This window comes from Brevundimonas sp. SGAir0440, from assembly GCF_005484585.1.
GTDB lineage: Bacteria > Pseudomonadota > Alphaproteobacteria > Caulobacterales > Caulobacteraceae > Brevundimonas.
Map to the genome: position 1 here is coordinate 2248466 of NZ_CP039435.1, position 24775 is coordinate 2273240.

The 24775-nt window shown below is 67.2% G+C and carries 22 protein-coding genes; 8 read left to right on the forward strand and 14 right to left on the reverse strand.

Going from position 1 to position 24775, the window contains the following annotated elements; translation table 11 throughout:
* The first annotated feature begins 129 nt into the window (after window positions 1-129).
* Both E7T10_RS11140 and E7T10_RS11145 read left to right on the forward strand, forming a co-directional pair.
* Window positions 130-681: a PleD family two-component system response regulator gene (locus E7T10_RS11140; protein WP_137721848.1), complete on the forward strand. Its 552-nt coding sequence runs from the start codon at window positions 130-132 to the stop codon at window positions 679-681.
* Window positions 678-1157, forward strand: coding sequence for a chemotaxis protein CheE (locus E7T10_RS11145; RefSeq protein ID WP_137721849.1), 480 nt, complete (start codon window positions 678-680; stop codon window positions 1155-1157). Before E7T10_RS11140 ends, E7T10_RS11145 begins: the two co-directional genes overlap by 4 nt.
* On the opposite strand, the gene E7T10_RS11150 is transcribed toward E7T10_RS11145, so the two are convergent.
* The 7 genes from E7T10_RS11150 to E7T10_RS11180 form a co-directional block, all read right to left on the reverse strand.
* On the reverse strand, window positions 1142-3028 hold the full coding sequence (locus tag E7T10_RS11150; RefSeq protein WP_137721850.1) for an ABC transporter ATP-binding protein/permease: 1887 nt from the start codon (window positions 3026-3028) through the stop codon (window positions 1142-1144). The two genes, E7T10_RS11145 and E7T10_RS11150, sit on opposite strands and share 16 nt — an antisense overlap.
* A 74-nt stretch (window positions 3029-3102) precedes the next feature.
* Window positions 3103-4119, reverse strand: coding sequence for a low specificity L-threonine aldolase (locus E7T10_RS11155; protein ID WP_137721851.1), 1017 nt, complete (start codon window positions 4117-4119; stop codon window positions 3103-3105).
* Window positions 4119-5072 carry a mechanosensitive ion channel family protein gene (locus E7T10_RS11160; RefSeq protein WP_137721852.1) on the reverse strand — a complete coding sequence of 318 codons (954 nt, stop codon included), beginning with the start codon at window positions 5070-5072 and terminating at the stop codon, window positions 4119-4121. Before E7T10_RS11160 ends, E7T10_RS11155 begins: the two co-directional genes overlap by 1 nt.
* A gap of 52 nt (window positions 5073-5124) precedes the next feature.
* Complete coding sequence (locus tag E7T10_RS11165) at window positions 5125-6813, reverse strand: cisplatin damage response ATP-dependent DNA ligase (protein WP_137721853.1); 1689 nt, start codon at window positions 6811-6813, stop codon at window positions 5125-5127.
* 98 nt (window positions 6814-6911) lie between these two features.
* Window positions 6912-7406, reverse strand: a complete 495-nt coding sequence (locus tag E7T10_RS11170; protein WP_137721854.1) for an RcnB family protein — start codon at window positions 7404-7406, stop codon at window positions 6912-6914.
* Window positions 7407-7530: 124 nt separating this feature from the next.
* Complete coding sequence (locus E7T10_RS11175) at window positions 7531-9348, reverse strand: response regulator (RefSeq protein WP_137721855.1); 1818 nt, start codon at window positions 9346-9348, stop codon at window positions 7531-7533.
* An 80-nt stretch (window positions 9349-9428) separates the two neighbouring features.
* Window positions 9429-9725 (reverse strand): BolA family transcriptional regulator, encoded by a 297-nt coding sequence (locus E7T10_RS11180; protein ID WP_039247647.1) that lies wholly within the window; start codon window positions 9723-9725, stop codon window positions 9429-9431.
* 45 nt (window positions 9726-9770) lie between these two features.
* Between E7T10_RS11180 and E7T10_RS11185 the strand changes: the two genes are divergently transcribed.
* Window positions 9771-10439, forward strand: coding sequence for a J domain-containing protein (locus E7T10_RS11185; RefSeq protein WP_039247646.1), 669 nt, complete (start codon window positions 9771-9773; stop codon window positions 10437-10439).
* 4 nt (window positions 10440-10443) lie between these two features.
* Here E7T10_RS11185 and E7T10_RS11190 read toward each other — a convergent pair whose 3' ends face one another.
* Complete coding sequence (locus E7T10_RS11190; RefSeq protein ID WP_137721856.1) at window positions 10444-11121, reverse strand: SDR family oxidoreductase; 678 nt, start codon at window positions 11119-11121, stop codon at window positions 10444-10446.
* Window positions 11122-11160: 39 nt separating this feature from the next.
* Entirely contained in the window at window positions 11161-12363 is a 1203-nt protein-coding gene (locus tag E7T10_RS11195; RefSeq protein ID WP_246845994.1) for an N-acetylmuramoyl-L-alanine amidase, read from the reverse strand.
* Window positions 12364-12844: 481 nt separating this feature from the next.
* Between E7T10_RS11195 and E7T10_RS11200 the strand changes: the two genes are divergently transcribed.
* Genes E7T10_RS11200 through E7T10_RS11210 form a run of 3 tightly spaced genes read left to right on the forward strand, consistent with a single transcriptional unit; the run spans window position 12845 to window position 17825 of the window.
* Window positions 12845-15559 (forward strand): ribonuclease E/G, encoded by a 2715-nt coding sequence (locus E7T10_RS11200; RefSeq protein WP_168189938.1) that lies wholly within the window; start codon window positions 12845-12847, stop codon window positions 15557-15559.
* Between the two features lie 59 nt (window positions 15560-15618).
* Entirely contained in the window at window positions 15619-17019 is a 1401-nt protein-coding gene (locus E7T10_RS11205) for a M48 family metalloprotease (RefSeq protein WP_137721858.1), read from the forward strand.
* A 26-nt stretch (window positions 17020-17045) separates the two neighbouring features.
* Entirely contained in the window at window positions 17046-17825 is a 780-nt protein-coding gene (locus tag E7T10_RS11210) for a thioredoxin domain-containing protein (protein WP_137721859.1), read from the forward strand.
* 19 nt (window positions 17826-17844) lie between these two features.
* Here the strand turns inward: E7T10_RS11210 and E7T10_RS11215 are convergent, their stop codons facing one another.
* Window positions 17845-19566 carry a hypothetical protein gene (locus E7T10_RS11215; RefSeq protein ID WP_137721860.1) on the reverse strand — a complete coding sequence of 574 codons (1722 nt, stop codon included), beginning with the start codon at window positions 19564-19566 and terminating at the stop codon, window positions 17845-17847.
* A 60-nt stretch (window positions 19567-19626) separates the two neighbouring features.
* Window positions 19627-20865 (reverse strand): ectonucleotide pyrophosphatase/phosphodiesterase, encoded by a 1239-nt coding sequence (locus E7T10_RS11220; protein WP_137721861.1) that lies wholly within the window; start codon window positions 20863-20865, stop codon window positions 19627-19629.
* Between the two features lie 99 nt (window positions 20866-20964).
* On the opposite strand from E7T10_RS11220, the gene E7T10_RS11225 reads away from it, so the two are divergent.
* Together E7T10_RS11225 and E7T10_RS11230 are read left to right on the forward strand one after the other, a co-directional pair.
* The gene (locus tag E7T10_RS11225; RefSeq protein ID WP_137721862.1) at window positions 20965-21876 is read left to right on the forward strand and encodes an ABC transporter ATP-binding protein; all 912 of its coding nucleotides are present in this window, start codon (window positions 20965-20967) and stop codon (window positions 21874-21876) included.
* Window positions 21866-22723 (forward strand): ABC transporter permease subunit, encoded by an 858-nt coding sequence (locus E7T10_RS11230; protein WP_137721863.1) that lies wholly within the window; start codon window positions 21866-21868, stop codon window positions 22721-22723. Before E7T10_RS11225 ends, E7T10_RS11230 begins: the two co-directional genes overlap by 11 nt.
* Here E7T10_RS11230 and E7T10_RS11235 read toward each other — a convergent pair.
* From E7T10_RS11235 to rplQ, 3 genes are all read right to left on the reverse strand, one after another.
* The gene (locus E7T10_RS11235; RefSeq protein WP_137721864.1) at window positions 22695-23612 is read right to left on the reverse strand and encodes a LysR substrate-binding domain-containing protein; all 918 of its coding nucleotides are present in this window, start codon (window positions 23610-23612) and stop codon (window positions 22695-22697) included. The genes E7T10_RS11230 and E7T10_RS11235 overlap by 29 nt on opposite strands.
* 189 nt (window positions 23613-23801) lie before the next feature.
* Window positions 23802-24260, reverse strand: a complete 459-nt coding sequence (locus tag E7T10_RS11240) for a GNAT family N-acetyltransferase (RefSeq protein ID WP_137721865.1) — start codon at window positions 24258-24260, stop codon at window positions 23802-23804.
* 89 nt (window positions 24261-24349) lie between these two features.
* A complete protein-coding gene (rplQ, locus tag E7T10_RS11245; RefSeq protein WP_017506039.1) occupies window positions 24350-24769 on the reverse strand; it encodes a 50S ribosomal protein L17 in 420 nt (139 codons plus the stop codon).
* Window positions 24770-24775 lie beyond the last annotated feature (6 nt).

Below are 24775 nucleotides of genomic sequence, written 5' to 3' on the forward strand. Positions count from 1 at the left end.
GGTCGCTCCGGCGACCAGCGTTAACGCAGCATCCACCCTCGTCTGCCAAGCTCGGCGCTTCGTTCAGGGGCATCGGGGTTTGCGACCGGCCATGAGTTCAGCGGCGCGACAGACGGGGGCCTTTGCGCCATGAGCGGCGGCGAGTCCCTGCGTGAAAGCGCCGTCTTCAACCTGGCCGGGGCGATCACGATGATCGTCGACGATTCGCCGTTCTCCCTGACCCTGACGTCCAACGCCCTGACCGGTTTCGGCATCCGACCCACCTATGCGTGCGGCACGGGTATGGAAGCCAAGAAGCTGCTGACCGACAAGCCCGTCGATCTGCTGGTCGTCGATACCGACATGCCCGACATCGACGGGTTCGAACTGGTGCGCTGGCTGCGCCGCTCCGGCCCCAATCCCAACGCCTTCACCCCCGTCATCATGACCGCCAGCCACATTCGTCGCGGGCGCGTCGCCGAGGCGCGAGACTGCGGCGCCAACTTCGTCGTCACCAAGCCCTTCAGCCCGGCGCTTCTGCTGGAGCGCATCCTGTGGGTGGCGCGCGACAGCCGGCCCTTCCTGGAGGTCGGCGACTATCTGGGGCCGGATCGCCGGTTCCGACACACCGGCTATGAAGGCGTGGAACGCCGCGCCGACATGATACGCAAGGCGAAGGGGATGGAGAGTCTGACCCTATGACCGTCATCACCCACACTCAGCGCAAGTCGCGTCTGGCAGAGATGCTGGATCGCCCCGGCGGCGTCAGCGTCGGGGTCGCCCTGGCCCATGCCCGCGCCAATCTGGACGGACTTCAGGATCAGGCCCGCGCCATCATCGGCGACAATATCGCGGCTCTGCTGGCCAAGCCCGACCCGAACCTGATTGAGCCGATGCGGCTGGACCTGGCCTATTCCGCCTCCAGCCAGATCATCGATGCGGCCAGCCCGTTCGAGATGGACGACCTGTGCACGGCGGCCAAGGGCCTGTGCGACCTGCTGGACGCCGCGCCGCGTCAGGGCGGTTTCGACTGGCGCATCGCCACGGTCCATGCCCAGGCGATGAAGCTGTTGCTGGCGCTGCCGCCGCAAGAGCAGGCCGCGCGGACCGCCATCCTGACGAACCTGCACGAGGTTCTGAGAAAGAAGCTCCCGACCGCCGATCAGTCGGCCATCTGAGGCGTCTTGCCGCCGCGCGTCTGTTTGCGCCACAGCGCCGCGTATTCCCCGCCTTGTCGGGCCACCAGTTCGTGGTGACCGCCGCGTTCGACGATCCGCCCGGCCTTCAGCACCAGAATCTGGTCCGCGTCCGCCACGGTCGACAGCCGGTGTGCGACCACTAGGGTCGTGCGGCCGTTCCTGGCCTTGCGCAGGGTCTTCTGGATCGCCGCCTCGGTTCGGCTGTCCAGCGCGCTGGTCGCCTCGTCCAGGATCAGGATGCACGGATCGGCCAGCAGGGCCCGGGCGATGCCCACCCGCTGACGTTCGCCGCCCGACAGCTTCAGCCCCCGTTCGCCGACCTTGGTCTGCATCCCGTCCGGCAAGCCGCGAATGAAGTCGGCCAGTTCCGCCGCCTCCGCGGCCGCCCATACCTGCGCCTCATCCGCCTCGGGCCGGGCGAAGGCGATATTGGCGGCCAGGGTGTCGTTGAACAGCGCCACATCCTGAGGAACCAACGCCACCGCCGATCGCAGCGAGGCCTGGGTCACCTCGCGCGCATCATGGCCGTCGATCAGCACGCGCCCTTCCTGCGGATCGAGCAGGCGTAGCGCCAGTTTGACGATGGTGGACTTGCCAGCGCCGGAGGGCCCGACCAGCGCCGTCGTCGTGCCCGGCGCGGCGTAGAAGCTGACGTCCTCCAGCCCATTGGCCCGCGCGTCGTGGCGAAAGCCGACGGCCTCGAACGCCACCGACGCCCCGCGCGCATCGACCGGCCGCGGCAGGGCGACGGCGTTCGGCGCATCCGCGACCTGCGGCGTCTGTCGCGTCACCTTCAGCATCTCCTCCATGTCGATGAAGGACTGACGAATTTCCCGATAGGCGAAGCCCAGGATGTTCAGCGGCGCATACAGCGAGATCATGATCAGCACCGCCGCCGTCACGTCGCCCGGCCCCATCCGTCCGGCCGCCGCCTCGAAGCCGGCCATCACCGCCATGACGCCCAGGCCCAGGTTCATCACCAGGGCCTGCATCCCGTTCAGCATGTTCAGCGAACTGTTGGCCTTCAGCGACGCCTCGGCATAATCGCCCAGCGCGCGGTCATAGGTCTGGGCCGCGCGCGTCTCGGCCCCGAACGACTTGACCGTCTCATAGTTCAGCAAGGCGTCGATCGAGACGCCGGCGGCCTCGGAGTCGGCCGCATTCATGATCCGGCGATGCTCCAGCCGCCAGTTGGACATGGCGAAGGTGGCGGCGGTGTAGATGACGACCACGACCACCGCGACGGCGGCGAAACGCCAGTCGTATTTGGCGCCCAGCACGCCGGCCGCCAGCACCAGCTCCACCCCGGTCGGAACCAGGTTGAAGGCCAGGATGCGCAGCAGGAAGTCCACCGCGCGCGATCCCCGGTCCATCGTCCGCGACAGGGCGCCCGAGCGTTTGGTCTGGTGGAAGTCCAGCGACAGGCTCAGCGCATGAGCGAAGGCCTCGGCCGCCGTCGCGCGCTGGGCGGCGGCGCGGACGGGCGCGAACACCACGTCCGACACCAGTGGCGAGGCCGCCGACAGAAACCGCACGAGGGCCCAGCCGATGGCGAAGGCTGCAAAGCCCAGGCCGACGGCGGTCGCCGCACCCTGCCCCGCCGCCAGACGGTTGACCGCCGCGCCCAGCACCAGCGGCGCCAGAACGCCCAGCCCCTTGCCCGCCAGCGTCAGCAGGATGGCCGAGATCAGCCGCAGTTTCAGGTGCGGCGCGCCCGATCGGGCCACCAGCCGCGCAAGGTCCGCCAGCGCCGTCAGCGTCGGGGGTCCGTCCGTCTTGTCCTGTGGGCTCCCTGCCTGCTGCGCCTTGACCATCGGGTCACGCCTGCCGCCGGAGCGTTCGCCTCGCATCGCCATGATCCGCATATGGAAAGCCAATGCGACCGGGGAAAGGCCACGCTGGCGCGCAAGCAGGGATTAATGGCTCAGCCCAGACCGGCGACCGCCTCGATCAGCTCGTCCACGGCCGCTTCCTGCGTCGCCCACGAACAGACGAAGCGCACCGAACCGTCATCGAAGGCGTAGCAGGCCCAGCCCATTTCGTTCAGGCGGGCGTGCGCCTCTGGCGGCATCCGCACGAAGACGGCGTTCGCCTCCACCGGATGGGCCAGGACGAAGGGCGACCGCCCCGCAATGCCGGCCGCCAAGCGCTGCGCCATCAGATTGGCGTGGGCGCCGCCCGATTCCCAATCGCCGCTTTCCAGCAAGCCCAGCATCGGACCCGACAACAAACGCGTCTTGGACGACGTCTGGCCCGCCTGTTTCAGACGGTTGTCCAGTCGCCGCGCCAGGCTCTTGTCGAACAGCACGATCGCCTCGGCGCAGTTGGCGCCCGCCTTGGCCCCGCCGAACACCAGCACGTCCACGCCCAAGCGCGGAATGTCCTTCAGGTCGAAACCGGCGGCGACCGCATTGGTCAGGCGCGCGCCGTCCATGTGAACGCCGTAGCGCAGCGCCTTGGCCGGTTCGATCAGATGGCGCAGTTCTTCCTCGGTATAGACCGAGCCATATTCGGTGGCCTGTGTCAGCGACAGGGCGGCGGGCGGCTGACGATGCCCGACTTCGGGTTCGCCCAACTGCGCCTGCAGCGCCAATGGATCGATCTTGCCCGAGAAGCCCGGCAGCCCGATCAGGCCGACGCCGTGACCGAAGAAGCCCGGCGCCCCCGTCTCGTCGGTGCAGATGTGCGCCGCATGGTGAGCCAGCACAGCCTCATAGGGTTGGGCCAGCATCGACAGGGCGATGGCGTTGGCCGCCGTCCCACTGAATACAAAACGCACCTCGGCGTCGGCGTCCAGACGCTGACGAATCTGGTCGGCGGCGCGGGCTGTGACCTCGTCTGCGCCATAGGCGCGGGCGAATCCCTTGTTGGCGCGCACCAGGCCTTCGATGGCGCTCAGCGCCATGCCGGCGGTGTTGTCGGAGCCGAAATCGTAACGCATCAACGGTTCGTCGCCTTCAAGTCGGCAGTATCGTCATCGACCGTGCGAACGCGCACGACCGGGACCACATCCTCATCGCCATAGGGCACGGCAACCTGATGCGGGAACGGAATCTCGATCCCGGCGGCGTCCAGCGCCTCCTTGCCGCCCTGCATCAGATCGGCCTGGGTCTGCCACCAGTCGCCGACCTTCACCCAGGCGTGCAGCGTCACCTGCACCGAACTGTCCAGCAGGCCCGTCACGCCGGTCCACGGATGGGGATCGTGCAGCACCTTGTCGTGTGCGGCGGCCATATCCGCCAGCACGCAGCGCGCCTGGTTCAGATCGTCGCCATAGCCGACCGTGAAGTTGATTTCGATCCGGCGCGTCTGCTGGCCGGTCAGATTGGTCAGCGGATCGCTCAGCACCTTGGAGTTCGGAATGACGATCTTGTGGTTGTTGGCGTTGGACAGCTGGGTCGTGAACAGGTCCAGTCGCTGCACCGTGCCGCTCATCCCGCCGACATCGACCACGTCGCCGACCCGGTAGGGCCGCAGCACCAGCAGCATGATCCCCGACGCCACGTTCGACAGCGTGCCCTGCAACGCCAGGCCCACCGCCAAGGACGCGGCACCCAGCACGGCGATGATCGAGGTCGTCTGAACGCCCAGCCGCTGCAGCACGGCGATCATGCCGATGATGATCACCACAACCCGCACCACCTGCACCGCAAAACTCAGGACGGTCGGGTCATGTCGGAAGCCGCGCACTCGCGACAGGGTTCTGCGTGCTGCGCCCGCCGCCCACTTCGCCACAAACAGAGTGGCGACGAAGATCAGGATGGCGATGGTCAGGTTGATCGCGAAATCGCCCGCCATGTCGGTCAGCTTGGCGATCATGGCGGCGTCGATCGAAACGGCCTTACGGCCTGCGGCCACCGCGTCGGCGACTTCGTTGGAAAGAGGCAGAGACATGAGGTCGGGTCTAACGCCTGACGCGACGATTGGAACCCCCGAGTGCCCGATTTCAGGCCTTTGCGATCCGCCCGCCGCCGCTTTCAATGGCGTCCAGCAGGTCCATCACATCGTCGATGGTGTTGGCCTCTCGCGCCGGCTTGTCCCAGCGAATGCGGCTGACGCGCGGGAAGCGCATGGCCACGCCCGACTTGTGCCGCGTCGAGCGGTTCAGCCCCTCGAAGGCGATCTCCAGCACCAGGCCGAAATCCCGCTCGGCCCGCACCGAACGCACCGGCCCGAACCGGTCGATGGTGTGATCGCGCACGAACTTGTCGAGCTGCTTCAACTCTTCGTCGGTGAAGCCGAAATAGGCCTTGCCTACCGGCGTCAGCGCCCCTTCCGGCGTCCAGACGCCGAAGGTGTAGTCGGAATAGAAGCTGGAGCGTTTGCCGTGCCCCCGCTGAGCGTACATCAGGACGGCGTCGATGACGTGCGGGTCACGCTTCCATTTGAACCACGGCCCCTTGGGTCGCCCCGCCAGATAGGGGCTGTCCCAGCGTTTCAGCATCAGCCCCTCTGCCGCCGCACCAACCGGCGGGTCGGCGCGCAACCGCGCCAACTGATCCCAATCGGCGTAATCGACCACCGGCGACAGGTGCAGTTGCTCGCCGGTATGACCATTGACCAGGGCCTCCAGGCGCGCCCGACGCTCTCGCAGCGGCAGGCTGCGCAGGTCCTCGCCGTCCTGGGCCAGCAGGTCATAGGCGACGACCGCCGCCGGAAAGGCCTGCATCGCCTTGGCGTCGACCGACTTTCGGTTCAGCCGCTGCTGAAGCTCCCCGAACGGCGCGACCGCCCCGTCGCGCCAGACAATCAGCTCGCCATCGATCGCGCCTTCGAACGCCAGGGCGTCCATCACATCGGGAAAGGAGCCCGAAATCTCGTCGCCGGTGCGCGAATAGAGTTTGCGGACCTCGCCCTCCAGCACCGCCTGAACCCGGATGCCGTCCCATTTCCACTCGGCGGCGTAGTCGGCGGGCGACAGTTTGGGCAGATCGACCGCTTCATCGATGGCGACGGCCAGCATCACGGGTCGGAACCGGCCGGGCGCATCCGGGCTGGGCCGCTCCGCCCTGCCCTCCAGCCAGGCGAACAGATCGGCGTAGGGCGGCTCGACCGCGTGCCAGACCTCCTCGATGGCCGAGGCGTCGAGCGCCTCCAGCGTCGTCTGCGCCTCGTCTCCGTCCGGCGAAGGCGGCGCCATCACCGCATCTGGGCGCATCATCGCCGCCGCCGTCTTGGCCAGCCGCGCCGACAAGCCGACGCGCAAGGCCCCGGTCATCAGCTTCAGCAGCGCCCAGCGCCCCTTCGGCTCCAGCGCATCCAGCCAGCCTTCCAGAAGGCCGCGCACCTCGGTCCGCGTGGCGGTTCTCAACGCCTCGACCACCTCGGCCAGTTCGGGCTCTCGGTTCGGCCGGTGGTCCGGCGTCACCGGCCAGATCAGGGCCACCGTCTCCGCCAGATCGCCCACATAGTCGTAGGACCAGCCGAACAGCACGCTGTCGACCCGGCCTTCGACCGCCTTTCGGATCATGGCCGGCTTGGCCGCGTCGAACGTCAGGTCGCCGGTCAGGGCCGCCAGCGCCCAACCCCGATCCGGATCGGGCGTCGCTCTCAGATAGTCGCGCACCAGCACCAGCTTCGCATTGCGCGAAGCCGTCAGGGACAGGCGGTCCAGAAGCTCGGCGAAGGCGCGCATCGTGATCCATCTTGGGCGCCGGAAGCGTCGCCGTCCTCTTTAGAACGAAAAACGCCCCGGAGGTTTCCCTCCGGGGCGCATCTCAAATCCTTGACGGATCAGTTGAACAGGCCGGCGATCACGGCGGTGATCAAACCACCGGCGACGGCGGCGAGCACCACGTCATTGCCGCTGCGGACATATTGATAGCCACGGGGCGGCGCGCGCAGGCCATAGCGGCTATAGTCGTTCACCACATAGGCATTGGTGCGGTAATAGGACGGCATCCGTTGACCATAGCTCCAGGTCCGAACCGCATAGCCGCGCGGCGGGACATAGCGCGGGGCGTTGTAACGACGTTCCGCACGCTGCCAGCGTTCATAGGCCCGTTGCTGCTGGCGATAGTCGCGACGATCCTCGCGCAGCTCGCGGCGATAGTCGCGGCGATCCTGGCGGTAGTCCCGACGATCGTAGTGGTCAGGACCCGGACCGTGACGAGCGGCGGGACCATGCGGGCCGTGCGGCGGTACGGGCTGAGCCGAGGCTGCGCCAGCGGCGCCCAGCGCGCCGGCGGCCATGACCGAAGCGATTGCGGTGGTCAGGATCTTTTTCATGATCGTGTCTCCATCTGCGCCGAAGATCATCGGCTTGGAGGCGGTTATGGAGCACGGCGACTGAGGCGCGCCTGAACCGGCGTCCTCGGGCTAGGTTCATGTCGGGAACACAGGATCGCCGCAATCAGGCGGCGACGGAAGCCTCAGACGACGGCAGCGCCATCTGCGCGACCGCGTGGCGACCGCCGCTGACGCGCCCCATCAGAGCGGCCAAAGCGCCGAAATCGATCGGCTTGTTCAGATAGGCGTCGGCGCCCGCCTGAAGACCGGCTTCGTGATCCTCATGACGCGCCGAGGCCGACAGGACCACGATCGGGGTGCCGGCGTTCTGGCCGCCCTCGCGGATCATGCGGGTCGCGGTCAGTCCGTCCATCACCGGCATGTTCACATCCATGATGATCAGGTCGAACTGTTGATCCTTGGCAATATCCACCGCGACCTGACCGTTCTCGGCCGTCGAGGTGATGTGGCTGGCCGAGCTCATCCAGGCCTCCAGGATCATGCGGTTCACCGGGTGGTCCTCGACCACCAGGACACGCAGCGATTCGCCGCCTTCGATCTCGGCATGAACCTCGGCCGCCGCGACGGGCTTGGCCCACTCCACGACCTCGGCCTCGATTTCCAGGGTGAAGCACGAGCCCTCGGCGAGCTTGGACGTCACGGTGATGTCGCCGCCCATGATGTTGGCCATGCGCCGCGCGATGGTCAGGCCCAGACCCGTCCCGCCAAAGCGCCGCGTCGACGAGGTGTCGACTTGGGTGAAGGGCATGAACAGCCGCTCCAGATCGGCCGCCGCAATCCCTGCGCCGCTGTCCTGGACCACGAATTCGAACCGCACGCGCTGATCCGATACGCGGTGTCCGCGCACAAGATAGTGGATCTCGCCGGCCTCGGTGAACTTGACCGCATTGGACAGCAGGTTCTGTACGACCTGACAGACGCGCAGCGGATCGCCGCGCACCACCGTCGGAATCTCGCCCTCCACGGTCGTAACGAACGTCAGGCCCTTGGCTTCGGCCTGCGCTTCGAAGGGACCGGTGATGCGCTTGTTCAAACCGTCGATGACGATGTCGACGACCTCGAAGTTCATCTTGCCGGCCTCGATCTTGGTCATGTCGAGGATGTCGTTCAGCAGCGACAACAGATTGTCGCCGGAGTTGCGGATGATCGACAGATACTCGCGCTGCGTCGTCTCCAGTCGCGTTGCGCTGAGCAGTTGGGCCGCGCCCAATACGCCGTTCATGGGCGTGCGCAGTTCGTGCGAGATCACGCCCAGGAAGTTCGACTTGGCATCATTGGCGGCGTTGGCCTTGTCGCGGGCCGCTTCCAGCTCCTCGATCAGATGCGCCTGATGCGACTGGAAGGCCCGAATGCGGTCTTCGCGCAGCAGGGTCATGGTCACCAGCACGAACAGACCCGCCGCCGTGAACGGCAGGACCGCGAGCATCGACCAGAAGGCGTTTGTGCCCCACAGGCTAAACAGAATGATCGTCGCGGCCGCGCCGTAGGGCGAAGAGATGATCAGGGCCTGACGCGGCGAGCTGCGAAGCTGGGCGAACACCAGCACATAGCCGGAAATCAGCAGGGCGAGGGCCAGGGGCCGTCCGAACTCGGTGGGGGAGAACCACGCCATCAGAGGCGCGACGGCCCAGGCGCCGGTCGTCACCGTGGCCACGATCGGGAAGATTACGCCCCAGTTGGTGCCGACGCGATGACTCAGGCGATGTTCGACGATTCCCCGCAGCGACCCGGCCGCCAGGGTGCCGCCGAACCACAGAAGCGCGGGCCATAAGCCGACAGTGCCCAGAAGACCCACGCCCCACGAGGCGATGATCATGTAGCGGAGATACTGCGTCTGCAGGATGGCGGTCAGCGCCTGGGCCGCGTCTCCGGCGCGTTGCTCGCCTTCGAGCGCCTTCGCGACGCCGTCTGATTCCACCATAAGCCCAGATCCCCACGTTCTGTTTGGTCGCATGACGCTAAGACGAAGGTTCTAAGACGATGTGAACGCAGTTCTTTCGCTCAGCCAGCCTCCTCCGGCGTCAGCGCCTTGATCGAAAGGGCGTGGACCGGTCCGGCCATCTCGTCCTTCAACAAGGCGTTGACCGCGCGCTGTCGCGCCAGCCGCGATTGCCCCTGGAAAGCAGCGGACACGATCACCAAATTGAAGTGGCTTTCGCCGCCAGGCTTGGCGTCCATTCCGCCTTCATGATGATGACCGGCGTGGCGCCAGCTGTCGTCCTCGACCTCCAGACGCAGGGGCGACAGCCCTGCCGTCAGTTTTGCACGAATAATCGTCGCCACCGGGCCTTCAGACATGATCGATTCCTTGATGCTGTCCCAATCGGGCTTACACTTCGGCTGATGTCCGCCTCCTTTCAATACAAGCCGCGCTTCACCGACATTAGGGTGAAGCCGCCCAAGCCCGAGGAAGAGGCGGCGAAAGCCGACGTCCTGCACCTGAAGCCGGGCGAAAAGCCGTGCCAGTGGCCCGACTGCCGCCGGGCCGCCGCGGCCAAGGCGCCCAAGTCGCGCGAACGGCTGAACGACTTCTACGAATTCTGCCAGCCGCACGCCGGCGAATACAACAAGGGCTGGAACTTCTACGCGGGCATGACCGAGGGTGAGATTCGCGCCGCCCAAGAAAACGAGGCCATGACCGGCGGCCGCCCGACCTGGGAGATGCAGGCCGGCAAGTTCACGCGCGAAGCCGCCGCCTTCGCCGCCAAGATGGGCACGTCCAACACCACCGGCGCCGGCTCATGGCGCGACAGCTTCGGCCTGTTCGGGCGCAAGGGCGATCAAGCGCCGCAGTCCGCGACCGAAGACCGCCGCATCGGCAAGCTGGAACGCGCCGCCCTCGCCGACCTCGATCTGGATCCGGGCGCCGACAAGGCGAAGATCAAGGCCCAATATCACGAGTTGCTGAAGCGGTTTCACCCCGACACCAACAGCGGCGACCGCAGCGCCGAGGCCAAGCTGCAGCGCGTCATCAAGGCCTGGAAGACGCTGAAGAAGGCCGGCCTGGCCTGACGGTCTAGTCGGCGTAGATCATCTTGCGCGTCATGCCGCCGTCCACGGTCAGCACCTGGCCCGTGACGAAGCCCGCTTCGGCGAGATAGAGCACGGCCCCGGCGATGTCCTCGGCGCGGCCGACGCGGCCGACCGGATGCTGTTCGTGATCGACAGGACGCAGATCCTCGCCGTCCGAAATCCAGCCGGGCGCGATGGCGTTGACCCGGATCCGGGGGCCTTCGCTGATCGCGAGGGCGTGGGTCAGGGCGAACAGCGCGCCCTTGGACGCCGCATAGGCCTCGGTGTGCGGCTCGGACATGAAGGCGCGCGTTGAGATCATGTTCACGATAGCGCTGCCATCGTTCAGCAGCGGAATGGCCGCGCGGCTCATCAGAAACGCGCCGGTCAGATGGCTGTCGATGGTCTTGCGCCAGTCCGCCAGCGACAGCTCAGCCAGCGGGCCGTTCACCGGATCGGCGATGCCGCCGTTGTTGACCAGCAGGTCCAGCGACGACCAGCCCAGCCTCTCGAACGCCTGTTTGACCGAGTCCTCATCACCCAGATCACAGTCGATGTGACGGGCCTCGCCCTCGCCCGGTTTCAGGTCGAAGGAGGCGACCTCCCATCCCTTGGCCAACAGGGCCTTACAGACGCCCGTTCCGATCAGGCCCGATCCGCCCGTGACAATCGCTTTTTTCATGGTCCGAGAACCGGCGACGGCCGGCTTGGTTGCGCCGGATCAGGGCTGGCCGGCGGCCTGGCTGTTCGCGGCGGCCATCATCGGGCTCGACGGCTCGCGGAAATAGCGATCGATCCCGTCCGCGACTGACTTCATCAGGCGACGGCGCGCGCGCTCGTCGGTCAGAAGTCGCTCGTCCTCGGGATTAGTGATGAAGCCCATTTCCAGCAGCACGGCAGGCACGTCGGGCGCCAACAGGACAGCCAGACCCGCATCGCGATGACTGCGGCGCAAGAGGGGATGGTCCGAGCCTTCCAGGTGGGTCAGCAAGACGCGCGCGAACTGGGCGGAGCGGTTCTGGGTCGCGCGCTGGGTCATGTCAAGCAGGATGCGATCCACCGACGGATCGCGCCCCGGCAGATGCAGTTCGCGGTGCCAGTTGTCGCCTCGCGTGAACTCACGCACCGCCCGGCCCGCGCCCTGCTCCGACAAGGTATACACGCTGGCCCCGCGCAGCGCCGGATCGGCGCCGGCGTCGGCGTGCAAGGAAATGAACAGGTCGGCGTCGGCCTGACGCGCGATGGAGACGCGGCGATAGAGGTCGACGTATCGGTCGTCGGTCCGAGTCAGGCGCACGCGATAGCGGCCGTTCTTCTCAAGCTCGGCCTTCAAGGCCAGAGCGGCGGCCAAAGTAACCTGCTTTTCCTGGGCGCTTGTGCCGCTGGCGCCCGGATCATTGCCGCCATGGCCGGCGTCGATGACGATCAGGGGACGTTCAGCGCGGCGCGGCGGCGCGCTGGCGCGCGGCGCCGGCGTGGTCGAGGCGCGCGCGGCGGCCCCGGTCGCCTTCAAGTCCACGACATAACGATAATGGCTGACACCGTCGCCGGGCGGCAGCAGGAAGCGCCGTTCGATCTCGCTGCCGCGCGCCAGTTCCAGTTGAACCCGCGACGAACCGCCGGACGAAGTGACCTCATAGGAGCGCACCAGACCCGAACCGCCGCCGTTCAGGCCGCGTCCGGGCGCGACGCCGCTGAGGGCCAGGACCACACGGCCTTCGCCGCCCGCGTCGATGACGCGTCCCTGCGCCGTCTTGTCCAGATCGATGACGACGCGGGTCCGATCGCCGTCGGCGCCGAAGCGCACCGCCAGCACATCGCCCTGCGCGCCCCAGGCGAAACCGCGCGTCGCAGACAGACCGACCATGCAGATGACCACGAAGGCCAGGGCGGTCATCGCCCACTCCTTGGCGCCCCAGCGCATCAGACCTGTCAAAACGCGACCGCTCATCTGCGTCGGCGAACCCGGTTTAAGCCTACTTGAACCTCATCATGACAGAGGCTCGTATTCAGGGGGTTAAGGCGAGCGCCTTTTAATTCTCCCGTTGCATGACTATGCTGTGACCGCTCGCGAACCGATCGCGCCGATTTCGCCTTTGCGGATCTTGGCGCGCCCTCCTCGCGGCGTTGACTTTCACCAATCCTAGAACCGCCCCGGCCTGGCCGATGGTTCGAAGAGCGGACCAGGGACGCGGCCTTCCCAAGGGATTGGCGCGCCCGGTTCAGGACCGACGACTTAATGGGCCTTTCCGCCTGCGTTCCCCAACGGCTTGATCAAGCCTTCTTCGCCGTTCTCGGCGAGGGGATGTCGCGCGCGCCGGCCCTCACCTTCATTCGGCGAGCCGCCATGACCCTGTCCGGAGATCCGGGACGGTCGGCCTGCGCGCGCCAGAGAGAGACTTTCCATGTCAAAGACAATGCTGATCGATGCGGCGCATCCCGAGGAGACCCGGGTCGCCATCGTGGACGGGCGCAAGATTGAGGAATTTGATTTCGAATCCCGTGCGAAGCGCCAGCTTCGCGGCAACATCTACCTCGCCAAGGTCACCCGCGTAGAGCCCAGCCTCCAGGCCGCCTTCATCGAATATGGCGGCAACCGCCACGGCTTCCTCGCCTTCAACGAAATCCACCCCGACTATTATCAGATCCCCGTCGCCGACCGTGAAGCCATCATGGCCGAGGCGCACGACGACGAGGACGAGGACGATCTCGACCGCGAATCGACCGGCGACGACGTCGATCCCGAATCGGCGCTGGCCGACGAAGAGCGGCTGAAGCGCCGCCTGATGCGTCGCTACAAGATCCAGGACGTCATCAAGCGCCGCCAGATCCTGCTGGTCCAGGTCGTCAAGGACGAGCGCGGCGCCAAGGGCGCGGCCCTGACCACCTGGCTCTCGCTGGCCGGCCGCTATTGCGTGCTGATGCCCAACACCGGCAAGGGCGGCGGCATTTCGCGCAAGATCACCAACACCTCGGACCGTCGTCGCCTGAAGAGCGCCGTCTCGGCCCTGGAAGTGCCCAAGGGCATGGGCCTGATCATCCGCACGGCGGGCGCCAAGCGCACCAAGGCCGAGATCAAGCGCGACTATCAATATCTGCTGCGTCTTTGGGAGACGATCCGCGAGACCACGCTCGCCTCTCACGCCCCCTCGGTGATCTACGAGGAAGAGAACCTGGTCCGCCGCGCCGTGCGCGACATGTTCGACAAGGACTTCGACGGCATCCAGGTCGAGGGCGTCGAGGGCTTCAAGGAGGCGCGCGACTTCATGCGCGTGCTGATGCCGGCCCAGGCCAAGAAGGTTCACCTGTATCGCGGCTCGCGCCCCCTGTTCGCGGCCAACGGCATCGAGGAACTGCTGACGCAGATCCATCAGCCGGTCGTGCCGCTGAAGTCCGGCGGCTATCTGGTCATCAACCAGACCGAGGCCCTGGTGGCCATCGACGTCAACTCGGGCCGCGCCACCAAGGAACGCAACGTCGAGCAGACGGCGTTCAAGACCAATATGGAAGCGGCCGAGGAAGCCGCCCGCCAGCTGCGCCTGCGCGACCTCGCCGGCCTGGTCGTCATCGACTTCATCGACATGGATGAGGGCAAGAACAACCGCGCCGTCGAGCGCGTGCTGAAGGAGGCCCTGTCCTCCGACCGCGCCCGCATCCAGATGGGCCGTATCTCGCCCTTCGGCCTGATGGAGATCAGCCGCCAGCGTCGTCGTCTGGGCGTGATCGAGGGTGCGACCGAAGCCTGCCCGCACTGCCAGGGCACGGGCCGCATTCGCTCGGCCGAATCCGCGGCTCTGATGACCTTGCGCGCGGTCGACATCGAGGCCGGCAAGAACGGCGCGGGCGTCGTGGTGCTGAAGGTCTGCACCGCCGTCGGCCTGTACATCCTGAACCACAAGCGCGCCTATCTGCAGGCGCTGCTGGAACGTCGCGGCCTGAACGTCATCGTCCAGATCGACGACAGCCTGGGTCAGGGCGAACACAATATCGAGCGCACCGAGACCAACGAGGACTTCGTCGCGCCCGAGATCGAGATGCCCAACCTCGACGACGACTTCGACGCCTCGCTCTACGAAGACGAGGATGAGGACGACGACGAGGAGATCATCGCCGACGACGATGACGACACGGTCGAATCCCTGGATCGCGAAGACAGCGACGACGACGAACCGCGCGAACGCTCGGAGCGTCACGACGGTGGTCGCGATCGCGGTCGTGGACGCAACCGTCGCCGTCGCGGCGGTCGTCGCGACGAGGAAACCTCCGACGTCGAGGCCGTCGATACGGTCAGCGCGGACGACGCTTCGGACGATGAGGATGACGAAAACGGCCGCCGCCGTCGCCGTGGCCGCCGTGGCGGTCGCCGCGTGCGCGAGGATGGCGAGCGCGACGTCTACACCTGGGTTCGCGGCCGCACGCCGTCGCTGGACGACCCCTATGTCTGGTTCGATCCGCTGAACCCCGGTCGTTCGGAAGGTCGCCCGGAACGCGGCGAGCGCCATGAGCGGTCTGAACGCCCCGCCTTCGCTCAGTCCGAGGGCGAAGGCCTGGATGTCGTCGCCAATAGCGGCGCCGGCGAAGGCTCAGGCGAGGAAGGCGGCCGTTCGCGCCGTCGTCGCCGTCGTGGTCGCGGCCGTGGCGACGGTTCCGTCAGCCACGAGATCAAGGTCGAGAACCGCGCCACCAACGAAGGCATGCCGCCCGACGGCTCGCCCGAAACGCCCATGGCCGTCATGGTCGAGCCGACCGGGGCCGTCGAGACGGCCACCCCGGCCATCGCGCCTGAGCCTCAGCGTCGTCGCGTGCGCCGCAAGTCGGCCAGCGCCAATGTCGAGATCGCGACCGAACCGCATCCCGACACCGCCATCGAGCCGAACGAGGCGACCGTCGAAGGCGCGCCGGTCGAACTGGACGTGACCCCGCACGAGGCGCTGGCCGCCGAACCGGCCGAGGTCGCCCCGGTCGCCGCCCCGACGGCGGTTCCGGTGACCGAGGCCGTTCTGGCCGAGCGCTTCGTCGCCCCCACGCCGGAAATCGACGTTCAGGCCATCATCGCCGAAGACCCGAACCAGATCGTCGCACCGCCCGAAAAGCCCAAGCGCGGGTGGTGGCGCCGCTGATCGGTCACGATTAGACTGTCTGGATACAGGCGGGGGCCGGTCGTTGTTGGAGTAGAGCCATGAGGTGGCTTCCCCGATCTGCATCCCGCGTTCTGGCGGCGGCGGCGACGGCCTTGATGGCTGTTTCCGTCGCCGGCCAGGCCTCCGCACAAAGCCTGATCCGCGACACCGAGGTCGAGGGCATCGTGCGCGAATGGGCCGACCCGGTCTTCGTGGCCATGGGGCTGAACCCGAACGACATCGAAGTTCTGCTGGTCAACGACAACGACCTGAACGCCTTTGCGACACGCGGGCGGATCATGGGCGTCAACACCGGCCTGATCCTGCGCACCAAGACCCCCGGCGAACTGCTGGGCGTGATGGCGCACGAGGCGGGCCACATCAAGAACCGCCACACCCTGCGCGACGGGGCCGAGAACGCCGGCAAACAGCCAATGTTCATGACCATGGCGCTGGGCGCCTTGGCGATCGCCGCCGGCGCGCCGGACGCAGGCGTGGCCCTGCTGGGCTCCAGCCAGTATTTCGGCGCTCTGGGCGCGCTGCATTACATGCAGAGCCAGGAAGGCGAGGCCGATATCTCGGGGGCGCGGGCGCTGGAGGCGGCCGGCGAATCCGGCGCGGGGCTGGTGTCCTTCTTCGAGAACTTCCGCTCACAGGAGGTCTTCTCCGACGCCCGCCGCTATCCCTATTTCCGCAGCCACCCCCTGTCGTCGAACCGGATCGAGAGCCTGCGCCGCTATGTGCAGGAACAGCCGCACTACGACCATCGCGACAGCCCCGAGCGTATGGCGCAGCACGCCCTGATCCTGGCCAAGATCCACGCCTTCATGGCTCCGCCGAACGCCACCCTGCGCGACTATCCGTCGACGGATGCGTCCCTGCCCGGTCGCTATGCGCGGGCCATCGCCTGGTATCGCGACGGCCAGACGGACAAGGCGCTGACGGCGGTGGACGCACTGATCGCCGGCGACGTGAACAACCCCTATTTCCAGGAACTGAAGGGCCAGATCCTGTTCGAGGAAGGCCGCCCGGCCGAGGCCGTCGCCGCCCACCGCGAGGCGGTCCGCCTGAAGCCCGACGCCCCCCTCCTGCGCGTCAACCTGGCCCACGCCCTGATCGAAACCAATGACAAGGCCAAGCTGGACGAGGCCATCGACCAGCTGAAACACGCCGTCGTCGCCGAGAAGGACAACACCATGGCCTGGCGACTGCTGGCCCAGGCCTACGCCTCACAGGGCAAGGAGGGCCAGGCGCGCCTGGCCTCGGCGGAATACTATTTCGCCGGCGGAGACGAGAAACAGGCCACCCAGTTCGCCCTGCGCGCCCGCTCCATGCTGGATCCCGGCTCGATCGAATGGCGCCGCGCTGTCGATATCGTCCTGGCCTCGGGCGCCACGCCCGACGATCTCAACGACCTGGACCGCCGCGACGCCGCGCGCCGGCCCGCCACCCTCAACTGATCCCTTACCGCCGACTGCGAGCCTGAATGACCGACGACGCCCCCACGCCTGCGCCCGAACCCAAGACCGCCAAGCCGGGATGGCTCAGCGGCGGCCGCGCCGGCTATCTGGCCTTGGGCCTGTCGGTCATCGCGCTGGGCTTTTCAGCCGCGCCCTATCTGACCGGCGGATCGAACGTGCGTGCGTATCTGCTGGAGCATCCCGAGGTCTTGCAGGAGGCGCAGATGGCGCTTCAGACCAAGGACGCCGAGGCCGCCGTCGAGGAGACGAACCTGGCCGCCGCGGCCAACGCCGGCCTCCTGGCGCCCGACGCCCGCGATCCGGCCTTCGGTCCAGCGAACGCCAAGGTCACGGTGATCGAATTCTTCGACTTCCGCTGCCCCGGCTGCAAGGCCGTGGCCCACGACTATCGCGCCCTGATGGCCGCCCATCCGGAGGTCCGCTTCGTCTTTAAGGACTGGCCCATTCTGGACCGCGGCGACGACATCACCTCGCAATACGCCGCCCGCGCCGCCCTGGCCGCGCACCAGCAGGGCAAGTATCTGGAGGTCTATGACGCGCTGATGACCGAGCGGGCGCTGTCGATAGAAGCGATCGACGCCATCCTGGCGGCGCATGGCGTGGACATGGCCCGCGCCAAGGCCGCGATCGCCGCGCCCGACACCACGCGCCACATCGCCGACATCCACACCACGGCCGCCGCCCTGCGTCTGCGCGGCACGCCGACCTTCTTCGTCAACGGCAAGGCCAGCCCCGGCATCGACCCGGCCGAAATCGGCAAACTGATCGAAGCGGCGAAGCGCTGACCAACCTACGGCCGAGGCTTCAGGCCTCGGCCAGACTCATCTGTCCGCCGATCCATTCGACGCCGGCGTGGCGCAGGGCGTCATTGGCCGCGGCTTCGTCGTCCAGCGCCTGTTCGGTGCGGTAGAGGACGTAGTAGCTGTAGGGATCGTTCGGCCAATCCTTCAGCAGTTCGCCGATCTTGGCCTTGGCCCCCGCCGCATCGCCGGACGCCAGCAAGGCGGCGGCCAGGCTACGACGTGTCGGATACCAGATCATCGGCGGATCGCCGCCCTCGGGCGCCATGGCCTGGATCGCCGCCGCCCGGCCATAGGCGGCGATGGCGGCGAGATAGTCCCGATCGATCATGGCCGCGCGGCCTTCCAGCACCTTCTGGAACAGTTCGGCGAAACCGGTCTGACGTTCCGCCATAGGACCCTTGAACGCCTTGTCCGCCAGCAGGGCGGCGATGGCCTGGGCCTCGACCCGAACCGCCGCCGCATCGCCGCGCCGCGCCGCCGCCTCACCCCGCGCATAGCGCCAACCGACCCGCATCAGCGGACGGCCTGCGTCCGGTTCGGCCAGCGCCGCGACCTGGGCGTCCGATCCGAACCGGCCGTAGAGCGCATAAGCGTCCGCCGCCATCACCTGACGATAGACGACATAGCCGTCCTCGCCCGCCTCGGGCGGTCCCGCCAGCTGCGGATAGGTCGCCATATACCAGTCGGCCAGCTCCAGCCCCCACTCGGCCCCGCCCGCCATAAGGGCGCCGCCCATGCCGAAATGGATGTTGTGGGCGTGCAGCCTCATGCCGCGAATGCCGCCCGGGGGTGCGACCAGCCGATCGTAATTCTTGTCCAGCGCCACGGCGTTGACGTTGGACATCATCGCGTCCTTGTACCGCCCGACCCGATAGAAGGTGTGCGACGGCATGTGCACCAGATGGCTGGCGCCCGGCGCCAACAGGGCCAGCCGCTCGCCATAGGCCAGCGCCCTGTGTGGATCGTCCGACCATTCGGTCAGGTGGATATACAGGTGAATGGCGCCCGGATCGTTCGGCTTGACCGTCAGGGCGTGCTCCAGGATCGCCATGGCGCGTGTGACGGCCGGATCGGTCGCCTTGCCGTCCTTGTCCCACCATTCGCCCTCGGGCTGGAGCATCCAGGCGTCGGCGGTGATCGAGGCGACCGACACGTCGTCGGCGTGACGCTTTGCGATCCGGCCCATGGCGCGGGCGAAGCGTAGCGCGCGGGTCTTCTCCTTGCCGGAATAGCGCTGGATCAGGGCGTCGATCATCTGGCGCTGCATCGGCGTGGCGTCGCGGGCCAGACGCCGCGCGTCACGCGCGACGCGGAGGCCTGTGGCGATCGATTCGGGATCGCCGCCGCCGCCATTCAGGTTCGGCCCGATCGCCCAGGCCTCGCCCCAGGCGCACATGCCGCACGACGGGTCCAACTGCCTCGCCTTCCTGAACGCCCGCACCGATTCCGAATGCTCGAACGCCCAGCGCAGTCGAACCCCGTGGTCGAACCAGGCCTGGGCCTCGGGGTTCTTCGTATCGACCGCGAAACCCTCGTCGCCGAAGCCCGGAGCCATGACCATGTCGCGTGTCGGCTGGACATCGCCGACGGCCTCGACCCGGCCGCAGACCTGCGGATTGGTGATCAGTGCCAAGGTCGCCGCCGTCGCTGTGGCGTCGGCGACCGCCACGGGCGCAATCAGACAGGCGACTGAAACCGTCGCGACCCACAGACTCTTGCGCATCTTCGCCTACCCATCTGGCGATCAGTGTGCGCCCAAATCGTCGGCTCGCCAATCACCCCGTCAGGGCATGGTGACGGGCAAGGTGTCTTTCGCCCGCCCGTCGCCGGCCGGCGCCGCGATCCCGAGCATCCGCGCCAGGAAGGGCTGCACATCGACACTGTCCAGATCGGTCAGCCGACGCCCGGCGACCACGCCCGGCCCATGGGCGATGAAGATCGCCGCCATCTCCGGCGCCTGATTGTCATACCCGTGGGCGCCCCCCGCCCGCGTCACCGGCCGATCCCGCGTCGCCGTCAGCCAGCCGGTTTCGACCAGACAGACGATCTGCGCCACGCGTGGATTGGAGCCATAGACCAGCCGCGCCGGCACATCGGCCTTGTTCCAGCATTCCATATGCGGATGGCGTCCGACCAGCTTCTGCTGCACCTCGGCCTCGCGGCCCGGCGCCGGATCGGCGGTCAGGACCGCTCCGCCATAGCCGATCTTCAGCGCCGCCGGATCGATGATGTCGTCGATCCACACGACCCGGTCCGGCGAGGTCGCGGCCATGCCGTGATCCGACATCACGACCAGCATCGTGCGATCATAAAGCCCTTTCGCCTTCAGCCCCTCGATCAACCGTCCGATCGAGGCGTCGACCGATGCGGCGGCGGCGCGCGTTTCGGGCGCATCGGGGCCGTTGCGGTGACCGGCGGTGTCGACGATGTCGAAATAGAGCGTCTCCAGCTTCGGTCGCTGATCCATCGGCAGGTCCAGCCAAGACAGCAGATGATCCACGCGCGCATCGCCCGGCATTCCCTGGTCGAACGGCGCCCACTGGCTGGGCCTTACGCCGTGGATCTCGACCTCCGATCCCGGCCAGAACATGGTACCGGTGCGCACGCCCGCCTTTTCGGCCGTGACCCAGATCGGCTCGCCCTGATCCCAGAAGCCGCTTTCCTTGCTGGCCATGGTGAAGGCGCCCAGTTGCGCGTCGGTGAACCGGTTGCCGACGACGCCGTGGTGGTCCGGGTGCAGCCCCGTCACCAGCGTATAGTGATTGGGGAAGGTCACGCTGGGGAACGACGGCCGCATCGGTCCGAACGCGCCGCCGGCGACCAGTCCGTCCAGCACTGGCGTCTGCCCCTTGCCCAGATAGTCCGGCGAGAAGCCGTCGATCGACACCAGGATGACCAGATCGGGACGGGTCGTCTGCGCGGCCTGCTCGACAACCGACGATGTATGGGCGGGCTGAGGGGCGCAGGACGCGACGGCGAAGGCGGCGGCCACGGCCAGGCTGGCGGCGACGAAACGAGACATGAACTTACTCCAAGGCGACACTGAACCATTGCCTAAACTTAATGGACGACAGCTACGCGACGGCTTGTGCGACCGGCGTTCACTCGCCAAGCTTGGCGTATGGAAACCGTCATCGATATTCGCGGCCTGACCAAGACCTACGGGACGGTAAAGGCCTTGGACGGCCTGACCTTGTCGATCCCGCGCGGCGGGGTCTACGGCATTCTGGGTCCCAATGGGGCGGGCAAATCGACGCTGTTTCGCACCCTGCTGGGTCTGATTCGGCCGACCGAGGGCGAGGCGACGGTGATGGGCGGTCGGATCGGCGATCCGGCCTCGATGCGGCGCATGGGGTCGATGATCGAGACGCCGCGCTTTCCGCCCTTTATGACCGCCCGCCAGGTGCTGGAATGGCTGGCCCGCGCCCATGGCGGCGTGTCCTCGGCCGAGATCGACAATTGGCTGCAACGCGTCGGTCTGACTGAGGCGGCCAACCGCCGCGTGAAGGGCTTTTCGGTCGGCATGTTGCAACGCCTGGGCGTCGCCGCCGCCCTGATGACCAAGCCGGACCTCGTCATTCTGGATGAACCGACCAGCGGCATGGATCCGCCCGGCATCCAGGAGATGCGCGCCCTGATCCGCAGCCTGGCCGACCACGACGGCGTCACCGTCATATTGGCCAGCCACCAGCTTCAGGAGGTCCAGCGCGTCTGCGACCGCGTCGCCATCTTCAACAAGGGTAAGGTCATCACCGAGGGCCGGGTCTCCGACCTGACCGCCTCGGGCGAGCGTCTGCGCCTGTCCGTCACGCCTCTGGCCAAGGCCCTGTCGCTGCTGGGCGAGCGCGCGACGCTTGAGGGCGATGCGATCGTGGCCGCCGTGCCGCGCGCCGAGGCCGCCGCCGCCATCAAGGCCCTGGTCGAGGGCGGCGTCGATATCGAAGAGGCGCGCTGGATCGGCGCGGACCTGGAAGACGTCTTCATGAGCGAAACCGGCTGGACCGGCGTGCAGGAGCAAAACCGTGCTGGCTGACGCGATCCGTTCCGAAACCTACCGCCTGTCCAAGAACCGCACCGCCCTGTTCTGGAGCGTGCTGTTCATCCCGATCATGGGCGTGATCCTGGCCACCCTGGGCTTCGTGGTCGCCAAGGCCAATGAGGCCAAACTGGCGGGCAAGCTGCCGCCGGACATGATGAAGGGCGGCCCGCTCGATCTGGGGATGACCCTGGTCAAGAGCGCGGGCGATTTCGCCAATCCGGCCATCCTGATGTTCGTGCTGATCGGCGCGGCGACCATCTACGCCGGCGACTATCGCTGGGAGACTTGGCGGCTGATCAGCGCGCGCAACACTCGGCCGAACCTGCTGACCGGCAAGGTCGCGGTCGTTGGTCTGGTGATTGTGCTGGCGACTTTCGCCGCCCTGATCTCCGACGTGATCGCCAGTGTGATCCAGGCGGCGGTGTTCGGCCGTCCCCTCGCCTTCTCGATGACTGGCGCCGCAGCGGCGGACTTCGGCCTTTTGACCCTGACCTCCTGGGCGCGCCTTCTGCAGTTCACCATGCTCGGCCTTCTGGCGGCCGTGGTGACGCGCTCGTTGCTGGCGGCCCTGTTCGCGCCGCTGGTGATCGGCGTGGCCCAGTTCTTCCTGCCCCAACTGCTGCTGCCGATGGGCGTGACGCCGGACGGCTGGCTTCTGCCGCTGCTGTCACCCGGCATGGCCACCGACCTGCTGAAGGCCGCCATCGCGGGCGGCGCCTCGACGGCGCAACTGCCCGACCACGCCCTGCTGAAAGGCGTCCTCAGCCTGGCCCTGTGGATCGGCGTCACCTTCGGCGCCGCCGTCGCCTGGTTCAACCGCCAGGACCTGTCGAAGGAATAGGCGGCGACGGACTGCGCGCGCCTTCCGCAACCAGCCAGTCGCGGAAGGCGTCCACCGCCGCGTCCTTGCGACCTTGCGGCCGCAGAAAGACGAACCGGGACGGTCGCTCGACGAAACCGAACGGCGCGGCCAACCGGCCGGCCATGACATCCGGCGCCACAAAGGCCCAAGGCGCGATGGCGACGCCCAGTCCAGCGATCGCCGCCTCCACCAGCGAATGATTGTGCGCGAACTCCCGCTCCATCGTCGCTGCCGGCAGGGTCACGCCGGCCAGTTCGGCCCAGACCGACCACGCCCGACGGAAGGTCGCCGAATGCAGCCGCGGCGCGCCAGCTAAGGCGTCTATCGTCGGCAGCTGGGCCATCATGGATGGCGATCCGACAGGCCCCTGATGTTGGCTCAGAAAGGGCGTCGCTTCGGTTCTCACATGAACCTGATCCGGCTCCACGATGCGGATGGCGCCGTCGAAACGGTCGCGCCGATAGTCGACCGGCACATAGGATTCCGACAGCTTCACGCGCACCTCAGGATGGGCCTCCAGGAAGGACGGTAGACGTGGGATCAGCCATTTCAGGGCGAAGGTGCCCAGACAGGAGATCTCGATCTCCCGCACCGCGCCCTGCCGCGCCCCATCGACCGCGCCCATGATCGCGCCGAACGCCGGCGTCAGGCCCTCGGCCAGCTTGGCGCCAGTCTGGGTCAGCGTCAGCGCATGGCGTGGCCCGGCCACCAGAGCCACGCCCAGTGAGGCCTGCAGCGCCGCGATCTGACGGCTCACCGCGCCGTGGGTGACACACAACTCGGCCGCTGCACGGGTCATGCTGCCGTGCCGAGCGAACACCTCGAAGGTTCGCAGCGCATTCAGTGGCGGCGGGGCCCGACCCGACATGTGACCTCCCCTCACAGAGCTTCACCCGCTTAATCGATTTCGCTGTCGTCGCCTATCGGCTTCAAGCTTGGCGATGCCGCTTCCGAACCCACCGCCCAAGCCGCCCCACCGCTCGCCTCAGGATCAGATCGCCTATGGCCTGTGCATTCTGCTCATATGGAGCATGGCGATCGCCGCGTTTTGGGACGGCTAAAGCCGCTTTTCCATGAAGACGTCGGCGCGCGCATAGGGCGTGGGCCGTGGCGGCAGGTGAACGAAGCCGGTGCTTTCATACAGGGCGATCGCGGGCTTCAGGGCGCTGTTCGTTTCCAGATAGAGACGGTCAGAGCCCGCTTGTCGCGCCGCCGCTTCGCAGGCCTCGAGCAGGCGTCGCGCCAGCCCCAGGCCGCGCGCGGCGGGCGTGACGGTCATCTTGCAGACCTCCACCCCGTCATCGGTCTGGACCATGGCGCAGCAGCCCACGGCCTCTCCATCCCTCTGCGCGATGAAGATGCGCCCGCCCTTGTCCAGGAACACGCCCTGCGGATCGTCGATCGCCAGCCGATCCTTCGCTTCGATGGCGAAGCCGCCCTCGATCAGCCAGGCGGTGTTCAACTGCGCCCAGGCGGCGGCGTGATCGGGACGGAAATCGACGATGGCGGCGGTCATTCACCCCTCATGTCCGGTTTGCACGCAAAGCAAAAGGGCGGTCGGATCGCTCCGACCGCCCTTCCGGCGTTTGGTCAAACGACCAAATCTTAGTCTTCGTCGTTGCCTTCGAAGGCCAGGACCGGACCGGAGTCCTTGCCCTTGGCTTCGACGTCGCGGTCGACGAACTCAATGACGGCCATCGGGGCGTTGTCGCCGTGGCGGAAGCCGGCCTTCATGATGCGGATATAGCCGCCGTTACGCTCGCTGTAGCGCGGGCCCAGCGTTTCGAACAGCTTGCCGACTTGCGGCACGTCGCGAACCTGACTGATGGCCTGACGACGCGCGTGCAGGTCGCCCTTCTTGGCCAGGGTGACCAGCTTCTCGACGAAGGGACGCAGTTCCTTCGCCTTGGGCAGGGTCGTGGTGATCTGCTCGTGCTTGATCAGCGAGGCGGCCATGTTGGCGAACATGGCGGTGCGGTGGCTGGTCGTGCGACCGAGTTTACGATGGGCGGCGCCGTGGCGCATCTGGGT